Origin of the sequence: Streptomyces sp. NPDC017529 (assembly GCF_044329785.1) — a bacterium.
In the GTDB taxonomy this organism is placed as follows: Bacteria; Actinomycetota; Actinomycetes; order Streptomycetales; family Streptomycetaceae; genus Streptomyces.
Genome location: NZ_JBIRJY010000002.1, coordinates 739,958 through 758,830, shown reverse-complemented (window position 1 = coordinate 758,830; position 18,873 = coordinate 739,958). Strand labels below are relative to the sequence as shown.

At 70.8% G+C, this 18,873-nt stretch carries 12 protein-coding genes, 4 tRNA genes and 1 pseudogene; 9 read left to right on the top strand and 8 right to left on the bottom strand.

Annotation, left to right across the window (positions count from 1 at the left end):
- The 3 genes from ACH4K4_RS07185 to ACH4K4_RS07175 form a co-directional block, all read right to left on the bottom strand.
- The coding region (locus ACH4K4_RS07185) for a DEAD/DEAH box helicase (protein WP_398165365.1) at positions 1 to 1,987 on the bottom strand (1,987 nt) is incomplete at its 3' end.
- Between the two features lie 292 nt (positions 1,988 to 2,279).
- Positions 2,280 to 2,831, bottom strand: a complete 552-nt coding sequence (locus ACH4K4_RS07180) for a hypothetical protein (protein WP_398165364.1) — start codon at positions 2,829 to 2,831, stop codon at positions 2,280 to 2,282.
- 182 nt (positions 2,832 to 3,013) lie between these two features.
- Positions 3,014 to 3,364 carry a metallopeptidase family protein gene (locus ACH4K4_RS07175; protein ID WP_398165362.1) on the bottom strand — a complete coding sequence of 117 codons (351 nt, stop codon included), beginning with the start codon at positions 3,362 to 3,364 and terminating at the stop codon, positions 3,014 to 3,016.
- A 107-nt stretch (positions 3,365 to 3,471) separates the two neighbouring features.
- Between ACH4K4_RS07175 and ACH4K4_RS07170 the strand changes: the two genes are divergently transcribed.
- The 4 genes from ACH4K4_RS07170 to ACH4K4_RS07155 all read left to right on the top strand — a co-directional run bounded on the left by ACH4K4_RS07170 (position 3,472) and on the right by ACH4K4_RS07155 (position 5,572).
- Positions 3,472 to 5,121: a metallophosphoesterase gene (locus ACH4K4_RS07170; RefSeq protein WP_398165360.1), complete on the top strand. Its 1,650-nt coding sequence runs from the start codon at positions 3,472 to 3,474 to the stop codon at positions 5,119 to 5,121.
- 174 nt (positions 5,122 to 5,295) lie between these two features.
- Positions 5,296 to 5,368: transfer RNA gene (locus tag ACH4K4_RS07165), tRNA-Glu, on the top strand.
- Positions 5,369 to 5,416: 48 nt separating this feature from the next.
- Positions 5,417 to 5,491, top strand: a tRNA-Asp gene (locus ACH4K4_RS07160).
- A gap of 4 nt (positions 5,492 to 5,495) precedes the next feature.
- Positions 5,496 to 5,572 (top strand) — tRNA-Phe (locus ACH4K4_RS07155).
- Positions 5,573 to 5,682: 110 nt separating this feature from the next.
- Here the strand turns inward: ACH4K4_RS07155 and ACH4K4_RS07150 are convergent.
- Complete coding sequence (locus ACH4K4_RS07150; RefSeq protein ID WP_398165359.1) at positions 5,683 to 6,771, bottom strand: ABC transporter permease; 1,089 nt, start codon at positions 6,769 to 6,771, stop codon at positions 5,683 to 5,685.
- Positions 6,772 to 6,924: 153 nt separating this feature from the next.
- Here ACH4K4_RS07150 and hrpA point away from each other — a divergent pair, with 153 nt between their 5' ends.
- From hrpA to ACH4K4_RS07135, 3 genes are all read left to right on the top strand, one after another.
- On the top strand, positions 6,925 to 10,974 hold the full coding sequence (gene hrpA / locus ACH4K4_RS07145) for an ATP-dependent RNA helicase HrpA (protein WP_398165358.1): 4,050 nt from the start codon (positions 6,925 to 6,927) through the stop codon (positions 10,972 to 10,974).
- A 110-nt stretch (positions 10,975 to 11,084) separates the two neighbouring features.
- A tRNA-Asp gene (locus ACH4K4_RS07140) sits at positions 11,085 to 11,159 on the top strand.
- 168 nt (positions 11,160 to 11,327) lie between these two features.
- The gene (locus ACH4K4_RS07135) at positions 11,328 to 11,600 is read left to right on the top strand and encodes a DUF6274 family protein (RefSeq protein WP_398165357.1); all 273 of its coding nucleotides are present in this window, start codon (positions 11,328 to 11,330) and stop codon (positions 11,598 to 11,600) included.
- Positions 11,601 to 12,099: 499 nt separating this feature from the next.
- On the opposite strand, the pseudogene bldC reads toward ACH4K4_RS07135, so the two are convergent.
- Both bldC and ACH4K4_RS07125 read right to left on the bottom strand, forming a co-directional pair.
- Positions 12,100 to 12,305: pseudogene (bldC, locus tag ACH4K4_RS07130) on the bottom strand (developmental transcriptional regulator BldC).
- Between the two features lie 630 nt (positions 12,306 to 12,935).
- On the bottom strand, positions 12,936 to 13,772 hold the full coding sequence (locus ACH4K4_RS07125; RefSeq protein ID WP_398165355.1) for a hypothetical protein: 837 nt from the start codon (positions 13,770 to 13,772) through the stop codon (positions 12,936 to 12,938).
- A 262-nt stretch (positions 13,773 to 14,034) separates the two neighbouring features.
- Between ACH4K4_RS07125 and ACH4K4_RS07120 the strand changes: the two genes are divergently transcribed.
- The gene (locus ACH4K4_RS07120) at positions 14,035 to 15,153 is read left to right on the top strand and encodes a Leu/Phe/Val dehydrogenase (protein WP_398165354.1); all 1,119 of its coding nucleotides are present in this window, start codon (positions 14,035 to 14,037) and stop codon (positions 15,151 to 15,153) included.
- A 523-nt stretch (positions 15,154 to 15,676) separates the two neighbouring features.
- The gene (locus ACH4K4_RS07115) at positions 15,677 to 15,937 is read left to right on the top strand and encodes a DUF3073 domain-containing protein (protein ID WP_030372983.1); all 261 of its coding nucleotides are present in this window, start codon (positions 15,677 to 15,679) and stop codon (positions 15,935 to 15,937) included.
- A 107-nt stretch (positions 15,938 to 16,044) separates the two neighbouring features.
- Here the strand turns inward: ACH4K4_RS07115 and purM are convergent, their stop codons facing one another.
- Positions 16,045 to 17,139 (bottom strand): phosphoribosylformylglycinamidine cyclo-ligase, encoded by a 1,095-nt coding sequence (gene purM / locus ACH4K4_RS07110; protein ID WP_398165352.1) that lies wholly within the window; start codon positions 17,137 to 17,139, stop codon positions 16,045 to 16,047.
- A gap of 35 nt (positions 17,140 to 17,174) precedes the next feature.
- Positions 17,175 to 18,734 (bottom strand): amidophosphoribosyltransferase, encoded by a 1,560-nt coding sequence (gene purF / locus ACH4K4_RS07105; protein WP_398165351.1) that lies wholly within the window; start codon positions 18,732 to 18,734, stop codon positions 17,175 to 17,177.
- Between the last annotated feature and the right edge of the window lie 139 nt (positions 18,735 to 18,873).

Genomic DNA, 18,873 nt, shown 5'->3' with positions numbered 1-18,873 from the left:
GGTCACGGTTGAACCCGCCACCGGAACGGTCGTCACGACGGAAACCACCACGGTCACCACGGTCGCCGCGGTCGTTGTCACGACGGTCACGGCTGTCGCGGCCGTCGCGGCTGTCGCGGTTGAAGCCGCCACCGGAACGGTCGTCGCGGCGGAAGCCACCACCCGAGCGGTCGTCACGGCGGTCACGGTTGAACCCGCCACCGGAACGGTCGTCACGACGGAAACCACCACGGTCACCACGGTCGCCGCGGTCGTTGTCACGACGGTCACGGCTGTCACGGTTGAAGCCGCCACGGTCGCCGCGGTCGTTGTCGCGGCGGTCCCGGCGCTCGTAGTTGCCCCGCTCGTCGCGGTACGAGGAGCGGCGCGGCGCCTCGTCGGCCTCGGGGGCGGCCTGGGCCGGTACGGCGGCCTCCGTGGCCTCCTCGGCGGCGGCCGTCACGGCGGCCTCGGCGGCGGCCAGGGCCTCCGCCGGGTCCTCGCCCCGCTCACGCGCGGCGCGGGCCGTCAGGCGGTTGGCCTCCTCGCGCAGCTCGGCGGCACGGCGCTGCGCGCGCTCCAGCTCGCGGGAGAGCTCCTGCGCCTCGCGCTCGGCCTGCTTGGCGGAGTTGTTCGCGGAGTCGGCCTGCACCTCGGTCAGCGACCGGGCGCCGGTGATCCGGGCCACGTCCTCGTCGAAGGCGCCGGCGCCGCCGACGATGTGACGCGAGGCGTCCACGCCCGCGTCCTCCATCAGGCGGAAGATCTGGCGGCGCTGGTGCGGCAGGGCCAGCGAGACGACCGTGCCGGACCGGCCCGCGCGGGCGGTACGGCCGGAGCGGTGCAGGTAGTCCTTGTGGTCGCCGGCCGGGTCCACGTTCAGAACCAGGTCGATGCCGTCGACGTGGATGCCGCGGGCGGCGACGTCGGTGGCGACGAGGACGTTGACGTAGCCGTCCTTGAAGTCGGCCAGCGTGCGGGTGCGCGCGCCCTGCGTCATGCCGCCGTGCAGCGCGTCGGCGCGCACACCGGAGTCACACAGCTGCTCGGCGACGCGGTCGGCGCCGAGCTGGGTGCGCACGAAGATGATGGTGCGGCCCTTGCGGGCGGCGATGGCGGCGGTGACCGGCGCCTTGTCCTTCGGCTTCACGACCAGGACGTGGTGGGTCATGGTGGTGACGTTGCCCTGGGCGCTGTCGACCTCGTGGGTCGCCGGGTTGGTCAGGTAGCGCTTGACCAGGGTGCCGATCTCGTTCTCCATCGTGGCGGAGAACAGCATGCGCTGGCCGCCGGCCGGGATGAGGTCGAGCAGTTCGGTGACCTCGGGCAGGAAGCCCAGGTCGGCCATCTGGTCGGCCTCGTCCAGGACCGCGGTCTGCACCTTGTCCAGCGAGCAGGCGCCGCGGTTGATGATGTCGCGCAGACGGCCGGGGGTGGCGACGAGGACGTCGACGCCGCGCTCCAGCGCGTAGATCTGGTTGCCCATGGACGTACCGCCGCAGACGACCTTGAGCTTGAGGCCCAGGACGTCGCCGTACGGCTGCAGCGCGTCGCTGACCTGCATGGCCAGCTCACGGGTCGGGGTGAGGATGACGCCGCGGGGGCGCTTCTTCTCCGTGGAGCCGCCGGCCAGCTGGCTCAGCAGCGGCAGGCCGAAGGAGAGGGTCTTGCCGGAGCCGGTACGGCCGCGGCCGAGGATGTCGCGGCCCGCGAGCGCGTCGGGGATGGTCGCGGCCTGGATGGGGAACGGGGTGGTGACGCCGTTCTGGGCCAGCTTGCGGACGACCTTCTCGTCGAGGCCGAGGTCAGCGAAGGTGACCTGCGGGGTGTCGTCCTCGGTGTCGGCGTCCGCCTCGGCCACGGGCTCCGTGGGGGCGTCGGCCTGGGCAGCCGCTTCGGTCACCTCGGCCGGCGCCTCGGCGACGGCCTGGTCCTGCGGCTGGTCCTGCTGGGGGGTCGCCTGCTCGTCGGTTGCGGGCAGGACGGACTGATCAGTGGAAATGGACATGCTAAATGCGAAACCTTCCGGAGTCTCGGCACAGGCACGCGCCCAAACTCCGTGAGACTTCACAAACGACCGCCTCAATGCGGTCAGCCACGGCAAGGGAGAGAACGCGCCACGCGGCGCGCTTCTGCAGGCGCCGGGCAAATGGGATCAAACGATCTACCACCATACTCACCCCGACCCCCGGAAGGCAAATGCCTTCCCTGCCCCCCGCACCCACCGACACCCCCGCGACCTCCGCGCGCCCCGCATTCCCCCTGGTCACAGCCCCCTCAGGACTCCGCAAAGCCGCTTTTCATCCCGCGCTCTCCGGCTTCGAAGGGGCGGGCGGCTCGGACGACGGGGCCGACGGCGGGGTGCTCGGCGCCGGGTCCGGGCTCGCGCTCGGCGTCGGCTTCGCGGTCGGTGTCGTACGGGGCGGCTGGGCCGTCGACGAGGGCCGGCCGCCGATGGGCCGCGACGGGGCGGGGGCCGCAGGCCCGGAACCCGGCGCTCCGGGCTGTGCGGCACCGGGCGCGGCGCCCGACGCGGGCTCGGGGTGGGGCTCCGCCTTGTCCGCCGTCGGCGCGCGGCCGGTCGCGGGGGCGCCCGCGTGCCCCTCCGTGCCGTGCCCGCCCTCCGCGCGCCCCATCCGCCGCGGCCCCGCGCCCCCGCGTCCGTCGACCGTCCCGCCGTCCGGTTCCGGCCCGCCGTCGAGCCGCGCGGGCGAGCCCGAGGGCCGGGGCGACTGCGGATCGCTCACGCTCATGCAGCCGCTCAGCGACGCGGCCAGGGCGGAGGCGACGGCCACGGCGGCGGCGAGGCGGTTGCGGGCCGGGCCGGGAAGGGGGGAAGCGATCGGGCGCACGGGCGGGACCTCCGGATCCGGAGCGCGGAGACTGCGGAGATGAACGCCCTGCCCAACTCCCGCCGCCCACCGGAGGACACGCGCCGCGCGCACGAGATCCCCTGCGCGTGCCCGGATCGCCGCCCCGGCGCCCGCCACAGGCGCTCGGCGCACCGCGCACGCCCCGGACCCCGGCCCGGCGCTCAGCCGTAGCCCAGCGCGTGCAGCCGCTCGTCGTCGATCCCGAAGTGGTGCGCGATCTCGTGGACGACGGTGACCTCCGTCTCGGCCACCACGTCCTCCCGGGTGTCGCACATCCGCAGCGTCGGGCCCCGGTAGATCGTGATCCGGTCGGGCAGCACGCCCGCGTACCACTCGCCGCGGTCGGTCAGCGGCGTCCCCTCGTAGAGCCCGAGGAGGTCGGGGTCCTCGGCCGGTGGTTCGTCCTCGACGAACACCGCCACGTTGTCCATCAGCCGCGTCAGCTCCGGCGGGATCCGGTCCAGCGCCTCGGCCACCAGTTCCTCGAACTCCTCGCGCGTCATCTCCAGCACACCACCCATTGTCCGCCACGCCACCGCGCGGCAGCGGGATCCCGGGAAGCGGACAGCCGGGGCCACCCTCCGGCATACCGGGCGCGGGGCACGGGCATACGCGCCCAATGGCCCGTGTCGCGCCGCCCGGGGGCACACCCCCCGGCTCCCCCGTGTTCCGGCTGCTCCGCGCCTCGCTGGCCCGGGTGCGGGGCCTGCCCGCCGCCTTCCTCCGCGACTACCGCTCCCACCACACCGCCCCCACCAGCACCCTCACCCACACCCCGCACCCGTACGCCCGCGCCATCGGCCTGATCGCCGTCACCCTGCTGGGCGCCTGGCTGGGCCTGCTGATCGTCGGCAGCATCCACGCGCCGGTGGGGCCGGTGGACACGAACATGACACTCCGCCCGTCGTTCTCCGGCGGCACGAAGATCAACGTCTCGCCGCTGGGCGCCCTGGAACTGCGCAGCCACTACGCGCCGATACGCCTGGACGTCGACGTCGACCGGCTCGACCCCGTAAGGGCGCAGGCCCTGGTCGACCACCCTGAACGGTTCGCCGGCCTCCAGGACCAGGTCACCCGCGACGTCGTCAGCGGCACCGGCACCCTCGCCTTCCGCTCCTGCGTCGCGGTGGTCTCCGGCGCCACCGCGCTGGGCCTGGCCGTCTACCGCAGGCCGCGCCGCGCGCTGGCCGCCGGCGGCCTGGCGCTCGCGCTGCTGGCGTCGTCGGGGGCCGCCGCGTACGCCACCTGGAACCCCAAGTCCGTCCTGGAGCCGAAGTTCTCCGGACTGCTCTCCTCGGCGCCCTCGGTGGTCGGCAACGCCCGCAGCATCGTCAGCGACTTCGACGTCTACCAGAAGGAGTTGGCGCGCCTGGTGACGAACGTGACCAAACTCTACGAAGCGGCCTCCACCCTGCCCGCCTACGAGCCCGACCCCACCACGATCCGCGTGCTGCACGTCTCCGACATCCACCTCAACCCGGCGGCCTGGCAGATCGTCAAGTCGCTGGTCAAGCAGTACAAGATCGACGTGATCGTGGACACCGGCGACACCATGGACCACGGCTCGGCGGCCGAGAACGCCTTCCTGGACCCCGTCGCCACGCTCGGCGCCCCGTACGTGTGGGTCCGCGGCAACCACGACTCCGCCGCGACGCAGAAGTACCTCGCGACCCGCAAGAACGCCACGGTCCTCGACGACGGGCGGGCGGTGAGCGTCGGCGGGCTGCGGATCGCGGGCGTCGGCGACCCGCAGTTCACGCCGGACCGCTCGGTCGTCGCGGAGGGGGACTTCGCCGAACGCACGGCGGGCGGCAAGCTGGCCGACTCGCTCCGTACGCAGCGGCTCGCGGGCACGCCCGTGGACATCGCGCTGGCGCACAACCCGGTCGCGGCGGCCGAGGCGGACGGCCTGGCCCCGCTGGCGCTGGCCGGCCACATCCACCACCGCGAGAACAGCGTGCTCCCTCAGGGCACCCGGCTGATGGTGGAGGGCTCCACGGGCGGCGGCGGGCTGCGCGCCGTGCAGGGCAAGAAGCCGGCGCCGGTGCAGGCGTCCGTCCTCTACCTGGACCGCGGGACCAGGCGTCTCCAGGCGTGGGACGAGATCACGCTCGGCGGGCTGGGCCTGTCGAGTGCCGAGGTCAGCCGCCACCTGCCGAAGGAGAACCTGCCGGGGGCCACGCCGTCGCCCGGTACGGGGTCGCCCGGCGCGCCGTCCCCGGGCGGCTCGGCGGCCCGGACCGGTACGCCGTCGCCCGGCCGCCCGTAGGGCCGGGACCGGCGGCGGGGCCTACTCGAACGCACCACCGAACACACCGCCGAACGCACCATCGCGGCCCCCCGCCGCCGGTCCCCCGCAAACCGTTTTGGCGAACGGTCCCTGCATCCCATATGCTTCTCACGTCCCCGACGGCGCCCCACAAGGCACCAAGGCGGGCCATCAGCCCTCATCGTCTAGTGGCCCAGGACGCCGCCCTTTCAAGGCGGTAGCACGGGTTCGAATCCCGTTGGGGGCACGCATTACCGTGTGCGAGAATAGGTTCGCCGAAACTCGCACCGTGCAAGGTCCTGTGGAGCAGTTTGGAGTGCTCGCCACCCTGTCAAGGTGGAGGCCGCGGGTTCAAATCCCGTCAGGACCGCTGTGGCTGGGTAGCTCAGTTGGTACGAGCGATCGCCTGAAAAGCGATAGGTCGCCGGTTCGACCCCGGCCCCAGCCACCAGAAGTGGGAAGAGGCCCCGATCTCCGGATCGGGGCCTCTTTCGTCGTCCGGGGACGCGCCGCGTTCCGTGTGCGGGCCGGCCGCCCCGGAGGCGGCCGGCCCCGCGTGCGTCAGGCGCCCGCCGCGTGCGCCCCCGAACCACGCGACGGCACCTCGCGCCCGCCCGGGTGCCGGTGCCGCCACACCCAGAAGACCGCGCACGAGACCAGCGCCCAGCCGGCCAGCACCAGGAACGGGAAGGCGTGCTGCGAGGCGCCGAAGTAGACCGCCGTGTGCTGCGCGTTCACCGAGGCGCCCGGCGGCAGCCAGCGGCCGATGTGGCCGAGCACGGACGGCAGCAGGGGCCAGGAGACCGCACCGCCCGAGGACGGGTTGCCCAGGAGCACCATCAGGCCCCACGTCGGAATCATCGCCCAGCGCCCGATCAGGGTGTTGAACATCGTGAAGACCATGCCGGACGCGAACATCGTCAGCGCCAGGATCAGCCAGGACTCCACGAACGGCAGGTCGAGCGCGCCCAGCAGCCAGTCCACGACCGCGGCGATCGCGAACGCGCCGAGCAGCGCGTACAGCGCGGTGAAGGCGATCCGCTCCAGCGGGTTGAGGCCGCGGGCGTGCACGCTCAGCTGGATCGCGCCGACGAAGCCGATGATCACCGCGGCGAGCGAGATGTAGAAGAGGGCGAGGCCCCGCGGATCGCCCTCCTGGAGCGGCTTGAGGTCCTTGACCTCGACCGGCACGCCGACCGCCCGGCCCACCTCCGGGCCCGCCTGTTCGAGCACCTGCGCGACCTGGGCGCCCGCCGCCGAGGCCACGTCCAGCTCCACGCCCTTGTCCCGCACCCGCAGGATCGCGAAGACCTCCTGCTCCTCGACCCCCGCCTCGGCCGCGGCGTACGTGTCGTACGCGTGCAACTGGAGCGAGGCGTTCAGGGCCTTCTCCATGCCGTCGGCGAAGGCCTTGCCGTGCGGCGAGTCCGGCGGCCCCACCACGGCGGTCGGGATGTGGCGCGGGGTCGGGTTGGCCATCGTGTACGTGTAAGAGCCGGCGAAGAGACCCGCGGCGACGGCGAGGATGAAGACCAGCACGAGGGCGGGGAAGAACGGCGATTTCTTGAACGCGGCCCATTTCTCGGTCTGGGTCAGCGGCCGTCCGTGAGCTCCGTGCGGGTGGGCCTGGTCACCGTGCTGATCATCCATGAGGCCACGCTAAAACACCTATCCCGGACATTCCCCTGCTGGTCGGCCCACTGTGCGAAGGGCCCGGCGCACCCCGGCCCGGCCCGCCCCCGCGGCCGCCCCGCCGCAATTCGTTCGCCACCGTATTCACGGAGGTGAGATCCTGGGACCCGTATGTCCAGTCAGCCTGCCTCCGCCCGGCCCGACGGTGCCGCCCCCGCCCTGCCCGCTCTGCTGGAGCGGCTGCCCGAGCTGATGCTGCGCGACCAGCAGCGGCTGGGGCGCCGGCTCGACGGCGCGCGCCGGATCCGTAAGCCCGAGGCCCGCGCGGCCGTGCTCGCCGAGATCGCCGCCGGGATCGAGGAGGCGGAGCTGCGCGTCGAGCGGCGCCGCGCCGCGGTGCCCGCGATCACGTATCCGGAGCAGCTGCCGGTCAGCCAGAAGAAGGACGAGATCCTTGAGGCGATACGCGACCACCAGGTCGTGATCGTCGCCGGCGAGACGGGGTCCGGCAAGACGACCCAGATCCCCAAGATCTGCCTGGAGCTGGGCCGCGGCGTACGCGGTCTGATCGGGCACACGCAGCCGCGCCGGATCGCGGCCCGCACGGTCGCCGAGCGGGTCGCCGAGGAGCTGCGGACCCCGCTGGGCGAGGCGGTCGGCTGGAAGGTCCGCTTCACCGACCAGGTCGGCTCCGACACCCTCGTGAAGCTGATGACCGACGGCATCCTGCTCGCGGAGATCCAGACCGACCGCGAGCTGCGCCAGTACGACACGATCATCATCGACGAGGCCCACGAGCGCAGCCTCAACATCGACTTCATCCTCGGGTACCTGGCCCAGCTGCTGCCCAGGCGTCCCGACCTGAAGGTCGTCATCACCTCCGCGACCATCGACCCGGAACGGTTCGCCCGGCACTTCGGCTCCTTCGCCTCCGTACCGGCCGAGGGGGACGGGGACGAGACGCCCAGCGCGCCCATCGTCGAGGTCTCGGGACGTACGTACCCGGTCGAGGTCCGCTACCGCCCGCTCCTGGAGGAGGGCGGCACCGACAGCGACCGGGACCAGATCACCGCGATCTGCGACGCCGTGGACGAGCTCCAGGCCGAGGGGCCCGGGGACGTCCTGGTGTTCCTCTCCGGCGAGCGCGAGATCCGCGACACGGCGGACGCGCTCAACAAGAAGAACCTGCCCGCCACCGAGGTGCTGCCGCTGTACGCGCGCCTCTCGCACGCCGAGCAGCACCGCGTCTTCCAGCGGCACACCGGGCGCAGGATCGTTCTCGCGACCAACGTCGCGGAGACCTCGCTGACCGTCCCCGGCATCCGGTACGTGATCGACCCGGGCATGGCCCGGATCTCCCGCTACAGCTACCGCACCAAGGTCCAGCGGCTGCCGATCGAGCCGGTCTCGCAGGCCAGCGCCAACCAGCGCAAGGGCCGCTGCGGCCGTACCAGCGACGGCATCTGCATCCGGCTGTACTCGGAGGAGGACTTCCTCTCCCGCCCGGAGTTCACCGACGCCGAGATCCTGCGGACGAACCTGGCCTCCGTCATCCTCCAGATGACCGCGGCCGGCCTCGGCGACATCGAGAAGTTCCCCTTCATCGACCCGCCGGACCGCCGCAACATCAAGGACGGCGTGGACCTGCTGCACGAGCTGGGCGCGATCGACCCGAAGCAGAAGGACCCGAAGAAGCGGCTCACCCAGCTGGGGCGCAAGCTCTCGCAGCTGCCGGTGGACCCGCGGCTGGCCCGGATGGTGCTGGAGGCCGACCGCAACGGCTGCGTACGCGAGGTCATGGTCATCGCGGCGGCGCTGTCCATCCAGGACCCGCGCGAGCGACCCTCCGACAAGCAGCAGCAGGCCGACCAGCAGCACGCCCGCTTCAAGGACGAGACCAGCGACTTCCTGGCCTATCTGAACCTGTGGCGGTATGTGCGCGAGCAGCAGAAAGCACTGTCGTCGTCGGCGTTCCGCCGCATGTGCCGCAGCGAGTTCCTGAATTACCTGCGGATACGCGAGTGGCAGGACATCTACTCGCAGTTGCGTACGGTCGCCAAGACGATGGGGGTCCATCTCGCCGAGCAGGACGCGGCGCCCGAGCACATTCACACCTCCCTCCTCTCCGGTTTGCTTTCGCACATCGGGTTGAAGGACACGGACGCCAAGAACGAATACCTCGGCGCCCGCAGCGCGAAATTCGCGGTCTTTCCCGGCTCGGCCCTCTTCAAGAAGCCGCCGCGCTGGATCATGTCGGCGGAGCTGGTCGAAACGTCCCGCCTGTGGGCGCGGGTGAACGCCAGGATCGAGCCCGAGTGGATCGAGCCGCTGGCGCAGCACCTGGTCAAGCGGACGTACAGCGAGCCGCACTGGGAACAGAAGATGGCCGCGGTGATGGCGTACGAGCGGGTGACGCTGTACGGCGTGCCGATCGTCGCGCAGCGGAAGGTCAATTACGGGCGGATCGACCCGGAGACCTCCCGGGACCTGTTCATCCGCAACGCCCTGGTCGAGGGCGACTGGCGCACCCATCACCAGTTCTTCCACGACAATCGCAAACTGCTCGGCGAGGTCGAGGAGTTGGAGCACCGGGCCCGCCGGCGCGACATCCTCGTGGACGACGAGACGCTCTTTGACTTCTACGATCAGCGGCTGCCCGAACACGTCGTATCAGGCGCGCATTTCGACTCGTGGTGGAAGAAGAAGCGTCACGAAGAGCCGGAGCTGCTCAATTTCGAGCATTCCATGCTCATCAACGAATCCGCCGAAGCCGTCACCAAGGACGACTACCCGGACTCCTGGCGGCAGGGAAAGCTGAAGTTCCGCGTCACGTACCAGTTCGAGCCGGGCGCCGACGCGGACGGTGTGACCGTCCACGTCCCCCTCCAGGTCCTCAACCAGGTCTCTTCCGAAGGCTTCGACTGGCAGATTCCGGGCCTGCGCGAACAACTGGTGACCGAACTGATCCGTTCGCTGCCCAAACCGATCCGCCGCAACTACGTCCCCGCGCCGAACTTCGCCGCCCGCTTCCTGGACTCGGCCGTACCCCTCCAGGGCTCCCTGACCACGTCACTGGCGGCCGGCCTCCAGCGGATGGTCGGCGTCCCGGTCGACCCGGCCGACTTCGACACGGACAGGGTCCCCGACCACCTGAAGATCACGTTCCGGGTGGTCGACGAGCGGCGCCGCAAGCTGGCCGAGGCCAAGGACCTCGAAGCGCTGCGCCTCAAGCTCAAGCCGAAGACGCAGGCGGCCCTCAGCAAGGCCTTCGCGCAGGCCGCCGAACGGCCCGCCAAGGGCGGCAAGGACGGCGACCAGGACGCGGGGGCGCCGGCCGGCCTGGAACAGCGCACCGGCCTGACGTCCTGGACGCTGGGCACGCTGCCCCGCACGTTCGAGACCCGGCGCGGCGGCCAGCCGCTGAAGGCGTACCCCGCGCTGGTGGACGACGGCACGAGCGTCTCCGTACGCCTCTTCGACACCGAGGCGGAGCAGCGGACGGCGATGTGGGCCGGCACCCGCCGTTTGATCTTGTTGAATATCCCGAGCAACCCAGCCAAGTTCGCGCAGGGAAAGCTCACCAACCAACAGAAGCTGGCCCTGTCCGCGAACCCGCACGGCTCCATACAGGCCCTCTTCGAGGACTGCGTGACCGCCGCCGCCGACCGGCTGATCGGCGCACACGGCGGTCCGGCCTGGGACGAGGAGTCCTTCCGCAAGCTCTTCGACGCGGTGCGCGCCGACCTGGTCGACGCCACGATGAAGACGATCCAGCAGACCCGGGAGGTGCTGGCGGCCTGGCAGGCGTGCGAGCGCCGGCTCAAGGCCACCACCTTCCCCTCCCTGCTCCCGTCCCTCACGGACATCAAGGAGCAGCTGGCCGCCCTCGTCAGGCCGGGGTTCGTGACCGCGCACGGCGCCGGACGGCTGCCGGACCTCATGCGCTACCTGGTCGCCGTGGATCGCCGCCTCCAGCAGCTCCCCAACAACGCCGAGCGGGACCGCTCCCGCATGGCGAAGGTCAAGGAGATGCAGGACGAATACGCCTGGCTGCTGGAACAGTTCCCCAAGGGCCGCCCGGTGCCGGCCGAGGCCAGGGAGATCCGCTGGATGATCGAGGAGCTGCGGGTGAGCTACTTCGCGCACGCGCTCGGCACCGCGTACCCGGTATCCGACAAGCGGATCGTGAAGGCCGTGGACGCGGCGGTGCCCAAGGCGTGACCGGCCCCGGGGGCCCTTCGCCCGGGGCACCCGGTACCGAGTTCGACCGCACCCCCTGACCTGCTGTAGAGTCTTGCTTCGCAGCACCGCGCAAGCGGAAGCGGCACCAAGGTCCTGTGGAGCAGTTTGGAGTGCTCGCCACCCTGTCAAGGTGGAGGCCGCGGGTTCAAATCCCGTCAGGACCGCAGGAGAACGGCCCGTATCCCCCTGGGATGCGGGCCGTTCGCGTTTCCCGTGCGGGCCGCCCCCGCCCGGAGACCCGGCCCGTACGGCTCCGGGCCCTTTCGCGTATTGACTGGTGCGCGCGCCGCCGGTAGTCACGAGGAAGGACGTGAGGCCGGAGGGAGCGCGCGATGCCGACAGCTGCCAGGCACGAGACCAGGGCGCTCCTGAGAGCCCATCTGTCGGCCGCCACCGGCTACCGCCACCTCACGCGCCACTGCCCCGTCTGCGCCCGCCTGCTGCGGCTCGCCATGGAGCCCCGTGGCCGGGCCGCCGGCGTCCCGGAAGGCGACTCCGCCGCCCGACCGCCCGCCGGGCCCGCCACGGAGCCCTCGGGGGCCTCTGACGCGGCGTACACACCGCCCCCGGAGACGGCAGAGGACGAAAGTCCCCCGGCTCGGTGACCAACGGCGCCTTCCTCACCGGCCCCTCAGTGGGAGGCTGTTGGCAGAAACGCGGCGCGCCGGCCCTCTATCGCAGGGGCGCGTACGCCACAAGCGCCGGAGCCTGTGACGGGTGTCACCGGACGAGTTTCGGGAACCGCCGACCTTACGGCCGCCCTACACCCGGTCAATTTAATATGTGCAATTGCACCGCCTGCCCGGCAGTCCGCCGACTGGACCGGAGAACCGCGGGGCCCGCCCCCTGCGGCCCCCGCGGGCGGTGCCCAGCCGGCCGGAACGGCCCGCGGGGCGGGCGCGCGCGCAAAAAAATCGCGCTGGACCCGGCGGAGTCCAGCGCGATCGATGACGTACCCGGTTGCTGCGGGTGTGGGGCCTGTTGGGGCAGGCTCCGCGTCGTATGGAGCTGTGTGGTGCTAGGTGGAGCTGCGCGGAGCCGGGTGGGGCTCCGCTCGCCGCGTCCGGGTTGGGGGGCCCGAAAACAGCGCGGTTATGCGGTTGTTCAGGATTCGCTGCGCTGCTGCGGAATGCCCGCCAGCAGTGCGCGAACCTCGGCCTCGCGGTAGCGCCGGTGCCCTCCGAGCGTGCGGATGGACGTGAGCTGCCTGCCTTGGCCCAGCGGGTCACCGTCTTCGGGTCCACGCGGAACATCGTGGCGACCTCGGCGGGGGTAAGCAGCGGCTCGGCGTCAGGGGTGCGAGCGGTCATGAGCGGCCTCCTCGGGAGAACCGAACCATCACGGTTCTTTCCTCTAAATTCTGCACCTTGACCCGCGTTGCCCGAAATGGCAGACGCGGGCCGAGTCGGTTATAGGACGAACGGCTTGTCCTCGGCACTACAACTACACCATCTGTCCAGCCACGTCGGCCAAACCGATGGAATTGCCCTCTCAGGTGTTCAACCTCGGCGGAAGCCGATGGACTATGCCATAGCGGACAGTCACACCACCGTGACGATCAGTCACAAGGTGATCAGCCGCCACCAGACCCACCAAGGAGCGCAATACCGAACTATCCGCCCTTAGTAGGGCAGAAGGGGCCCTTGTCAGGCTCCTTGTCCTATTTTGGCACGAGGGTATGGCTTGGCCGCAAGGCCCGAAGTCAGTGCTTTAGGTCACGCTTGAGGCAAACGCCCGGATCGGGACCTACGTCCCACGACTTCGCCTCAGTAGTGTGCACGAACCCCGTACTCCACAGATCATTTTGTCTGCCCGGAGTCGTGGAGAAGACCACCCGCGGCCCGCACGACGGCCTCCAGGGACCGCGGGAACACCCCGGGACATGTACCGGGACTCCTCAGCAACGCCCGTGGTTCCCGAACCCGTACGAAACTTCCGCCTCAGCTGGCGAACTGACGCTCGCGCACCTCACGCCACCGGTCCGACAGCCTCTCGTACGCCTCGCCGGCCCGGTCGCCGTCCCCTTCGCGCAGCGCCGCCAACCCCTCCGCGACCTCCGCGGCCGAGCGGTCCTCGGCCAGCTGCCCTTCGGGCACCGCGTGCACCAGCCCGCCGTAGTCCAGCTCCACCAGCGCCCGCGGATGGAACTCCTCCAGCCACCGGCCCACGTCCATCAGACCGTCGATCAGCGGCCCCTCTTCCAGGGAGTCGCGCAGCGTCCGCAACCCCCTGGCCACGCGGCGCCGCGCCTGCACCATCGGCGTCCGGTACCGCAGCACCAGACCGTCCTCGCCCTTGGTGTACTCCCGCTCGCAGTCCCCGAAGAGCGCGAACCAGCGCACGGGCACGTGCCAGGTGGCGGTGCGGATCCACGGGCGGGCGTCCGGATTGCGCTCCAGCCACTCCTCGTAGTCGGCGGCCGCCTGCCGCCGCACCACGGGCGGCAGCGCCGCGTCCAGCACGGGCGCCGGAAGCAGTTCGGAGAGCCCTTCCAGGGCCTGCCAGCCGCGCAGCCGCGTCCGCCAGGGGCAGACGCACGTGACGCCGTCCACGACCGCGACGAAGGCGTCGCTGCTCTCGTGGACCGGGACCGGCACCGGCGGGGTGGGCAGCAAATCGGCCAGGGACCGCCGAAGTTCGTCCTGAACCGTGGGGGTCCGCGGGCGCTTGGCATAGCGCGCCCAGTAGGAGCGCTCCGGCTCGGGGAACGCTGCCAGCGGCTCGTAGACCCGCAGATATGCCGCGTACGGGACCGTCACCGACGACGCCAAGGCCACGCCCGCTCCTTCGATTCCTTCAAAGTGATGTCCGCCGAACAACCGCAAAGAATGGCAAAGGGGTGCAAAGTGCCGGGAGTTGGCTGTTCCCGCCCGGCCAGGGGTACGGCAAATCGTCCCACGGCCGTCCCCCAGGAGAGGGTGATCCTCCGCACTGGACCGATCAGCGCGCCGTTCAGGTCTTACTCTCTTCCCGACCGGCCCTCCCGCCCTCCCCCTGCCACAAGCAACAGGGAGCCACCGGAGGGCGTCCTCCGCGACTATGGGAGTCACCACCGTGACCGACGTACGTCCTTCCCCCGTCAGCGCCGACGGGGGCGTCCTGCACACCCTGTTCCGCTCCGAACAGGGCGGCCACGAGCAGGTCGTCCTCTGCCAGGACCGCGCAAGCGGCCTGCGGGCCGTCATCGCCGTCCACGACACCCGCCTGGGCCCGGCCCTCGGCGGCACCCGCTTCCACGCGTACGCCTCCGAGGAGGAGGCCGTGCTGGACGCCCTGAACCTCTCCCGCGGCATGTCGTACAAGAACGCCCTCGCCGGGCTCGACCACGGCGGCGGCAAGGCGGTGATCATCGGTGATCCCGAACTGGTCAAGACCGAAGAACTCCTGCTCGCGTACGGCCGGTTCGTGGCTTCCCTCGGCGGCCGTTACGTGACCGCGTGCGACGTCGGCACGTACGTGGCGGACATGGACGTCGTCGCCCGCACGAACCGGTGGACCACCGGCCGCTCACCCGAGAACGGCGGCGCGGGCGACTCCTCCGTACTGACCGCCTTCGGCGTCTACCAGGGCATGCGCGCCTCGGCGCAGCACCTGTGGGGCGACCCGACGCTGCGCGGCCGCAAGGTCGGCGTCGCCGGCGTCGGCAAGGTGGGCCACCACCTCGTCGAACACCTCCTGGAGGACGGCGCCGAGGTCGTGGTCACGGATGTGCGCGCCGAGTCGATCGAGCGCGTCCGCAGCCGGCACCCGCAGGTCCGGGTGGCACCGGACACCGGGTCGCTGATCCGTACGCCGGGTCTGGACGTGTACGCGCCCTGCGCCCTCGGCGGCGCCCTGGACGACGACACGGTGCCGGCGCTGACCGCGCGGGTGGTCTGCGGCGCGGCCAACAACCAGCTGGCGCACCCCGGCGTCGAGAAGGACCTCGCCGACCGCGGCATCCTCTACGCGCCGGACTACGTGGTGAACGCCGGCGGCGTGATCCAGGTGGCCGACGAGCTGCACGGCTTCGACTTCGACCGCTGCAAGAAGAAGGCCGCGAAGATCTTCGACACCACGCTGTCGATATTCGCTCGTGCGAAGGAAGACGGCATTCCGCCCGCCGCGGCGGCGGACCGGCTGGCCGAGCAGCGGATGGCGGACGCCCGGCGGGCCTGACGCCCGACCGAAGAATTCACGCCATTTTTTGGCCGGTCGCGGCACTCGCCGCGACCGGTTTCGCTCAACACTGCCCGCTATTGCTCGGGTTCGACCGAAGCTGATCGCGATCCGATCGTGCTCCGAACGGCCCGCAGCTCACCCGAACATCCCCGGGAACGCCTCGCCGATCACAGACCGTACCAGCGAGCACCACGGACGGTACACACAAACGGCACCCCGCCCCTCCGTAATGATCACAGAGCATTGCGTAAGGGATCACGGGCAGTGAAGGAGACATCCCTCACCACCCGTCGGCGGGTCGCCGTGGCGGACAGGTTAAAATCGCAGCTGACCAGCGGGGACGGGGCGTCTCGCCGGTCGTGCCGAGCGGTCGGTGATGCGGGCGACGTACCGTATGGCCGCGGAAGCAGGTACCGTTAAAGCCCTACGGGCCGGTCTCTCCGTCGAGAGTCCGCTCTGAATCATGAACGCGTGTCAAGACTCTGGGGCCGTCGAGCCCCGTCGTTGAGGGGGTCGAGCCATGGGGCGCGGCCGGGCCAAGGCCAAGCAGACGAAGGTCGCCCGCCAGCTGAAGTACAACAGCGGTGGGACTGATCTCTCACGCCTGGCCGAAGAGCTGGGTGCATCGCCGCAACAGCCGGCACAGCAGCAGCCGCCGAACGGCGAGCCGTTCGAGGATGACGAGGACGACGACCCGTACGCGCGGTACGCCGACCTTTACAACCGAGACGACGATGACGAGGACGAGGGCAACTCGTCCCAGCAGCGTCGTCGCGCCTGACGTACGACGTCTTCTCTGTCGTACGTGCACGGTGTGCACAGCAGTTCCACGGACCCGGTCCGGGGTAGCCACCTCGGACCGGGTTCTGTGCTGCCCTGACGAGCGAATCAGGCGGAGTAGTCACCGGTCAGGGTCACTGCCTCGGTGTGCTCACCGCGCTCGACGATCTCGCCGCCGACCCAGGCGTCCACGCCGCGGTCCGCGAGGGTGGCCAGGGCCACGTCCACCGACTCCTGCGGCACGACGGCGATCATGCCGACGCCCATGTTCAGGGTCTTCTCCAGCTCCGGCCGCTCCACGTCGCCGGCCTTGCCGACCAGGTCGAAGATCGGGTCCGGGGTCCAGGTGGACCGGTCGACCGTGGCGTGCAGGCCGTCCGGGATCACCCGGGCCAGGTTGTTGGCCAGGCCGCCGCCGGTGATGTGCGAGAAAGCGTGCACCTCGGCCGTGCGGGTCAGCGCCAGGCAGTCCAGCGAGTAGATCTTGGTGGGCTCCAGCAGCTCCTCGCCGAGGGTCCGGCCGAGCTCCTCGATCCGCTGGTCCAGGGACATCCCGGCGCGGTCGAACAGCACGTGCCGGACGAGCGAGTACCCGTTGGAGTGAAGACCGGAGGATGCCATCGCGATGACGGCGTCACCCGTACGGATACGATCCGCGCCCAGCACCCGGTCCGCCTCGACGACACCCGTGCCGGCGCCCGCGACGTCGAAGTCGTCGGCACCCAGCAGCCCGGGGTGCTCGGCGGTCTCGCCGCCGACCAGCGCGCAGCCGGCCAGCACACAGCCCTCGGCGATGCCCTTGACGATCGCCGCGACCCGCTCCGGGTAGACCTTGCCGACACAGATGTAGTCGGTCATGAACAGCGGCTCGGCACCGCAGACGACCAGGTCGTCCACGACCATGCCGACGAGGTCGTGACCGATCGTGTCGTACACGCCCATCCGGCGGGCGATGTCGACCTTCGTGCCGACCCCGTCGGTGGCCGAGGCGAGCAGCGGACGCTCGTACCTCTTGAGGGCCGAGGCGTCGAAGAGGCCGGCGAACCCGCCGAGGCCGCCGACGACCTCGGGGCGGGTGGCCTTCTTGACCCACTTCTTCATCAGGTCGACGGCGAGGTCGCCCGCTTCGATGTCCACGCCCGCTGCTGCGTAGCTGGCGCTGGTGCCCGCGTGCTGGGCATGCTCAAAAGACTCGGCAGACATGGCGTTGAGATCTTTCCTGTCGGTGTGTACGAGCTCTACGGGCGGCGCAGCGCGTCGGCGCCGCCGACCCCGGCCGTCAGCGTCTCGACGCCGTCCAGGTCCGGCTTGGCCTGGCCCGCGGTCTCCGACTCCAGGAGGTGCTTGCCCAGCAGCTCCGGGTCGGGGAGGTCGACCGGGTACTGGCCGTCGAAGCACGCGCGGCACAGGTCCGGCTTGGCGATCGTCGTCGACTCGATCATGCCGTCGATCGAGATGTACGACAGCGAGTCGGCGCCCAGCGACTTGCCGATCTCGTCGACGGTCAGACCGTTGGCGATCAGTTCGGCGCGGGTGGCGAAGTCGATGCCGTAGAAGCACGGCCACTTGATCGGCGGCGAGGAGATCCGGATGTGGACCTCGGCGGCGCCGGCCTCGCGGAGCATGCGGACCAGGGCGCGCTGGGTGTTGCCGCGGACGATCGAGTCGTCGACGACCACCAGGCGCTTGCCGCGGATGACTTCTTTGAGGGGGTTGAGCTTGAGACGGATGCCCAGCTGGCGGATGGTCTGCGAGGGCTGGATGAAGGTCCGGCCGACGTAGGAGTTCTTCACCAGGCCGACGCCGTACGGGATGCCGCTGGCCTCGGCGTAGCCGACCGCGGCCGGCGTGCCGGACTCCGGGGTCGCTATGACGAGGTCGGCGTCGGCGGGGGCCTCGGCGGCCAGCCTGCGGCCCATCTCCACCCGGGAGAGGTACACGTTGCGGCCCGCGATGTCGGTGTCGGGACGCGCCAGGTAGACGTACTCGAAAACGCAGCCCTTGGGCTTTGCCTCGGCGAAGCGGGAGCTGCGCAGGCCGTTCTCGTCGATGGCGACCATCTCCCCGGGCTCGATCTCCCGGATGAAGCTGGCGCCGCAGATGTCCAGGGCGGCCGTCTCGGAGGCCACCACCCAGCCGCGCTCCAGGCGGCCGAGGACCAGCGGGCGGATGCCCTGCGGGTCGCGGGCCGCGTACAGCGTGTGCTCGTCCATGAAGCACAGCGAGAAGGCGCCCATGACCTTGGGAAGGACGCGCGGCGCGGCCTCCTCGACGGTCAGCGGCTTGCCGTCCTCGTCGACCTGGCCGGCCAGCAGGGCCGTCACGAGGTCGGTGTCGTTGGTCGCCGCGACCTGGGTCGCGCGGCCGCCCTCGCGGGGCAGCGCGGCGACCATCTCGGCGAGTTCGGCGGTGTTGACCAGGTTGCCGTTGTGGCCGAGCGCGATCGAGCCGTGCGCGGTGGCACGGAACGTCGGCTGCGCGTTCTCCCACACCGAGGCGCCGGTGGTGGAGTAGCGGGCGTGGCCCACGGCGATGTGGCCCTGGAGGGAACCGAGGGATGTCTCGTCGAAGACCTGGGAAACCAGGCCCATGTCCTTGAAAACGAGGATTTGGGAGCCGTTGCTCACTGCGATGCCCGCGGACTCCTGTCCGCGGTGTTGCAGGGCATACAGCCCGAAATAGGTGAGTTTGGCGACCTCTTCACCCGGAGCCCAGACACCGAAGACGCCGCATGCGTCCTGGGGGCCCTTCTCGCCGGGGAGCAGGTCGTGGCTGAGTCGTCCGTCACCACGTGGCACAGCACCGAGTCTAGGGCAGGTCCGCGATTCATCCGAACCGGGGATCGAACCGGGACGGTAGCCGGAGCCGCATTCCGGGCCCGGTGAATGCCCGACGTGAGCACCCGCTCACGGACAGGATCACGCGCCATGCACATCT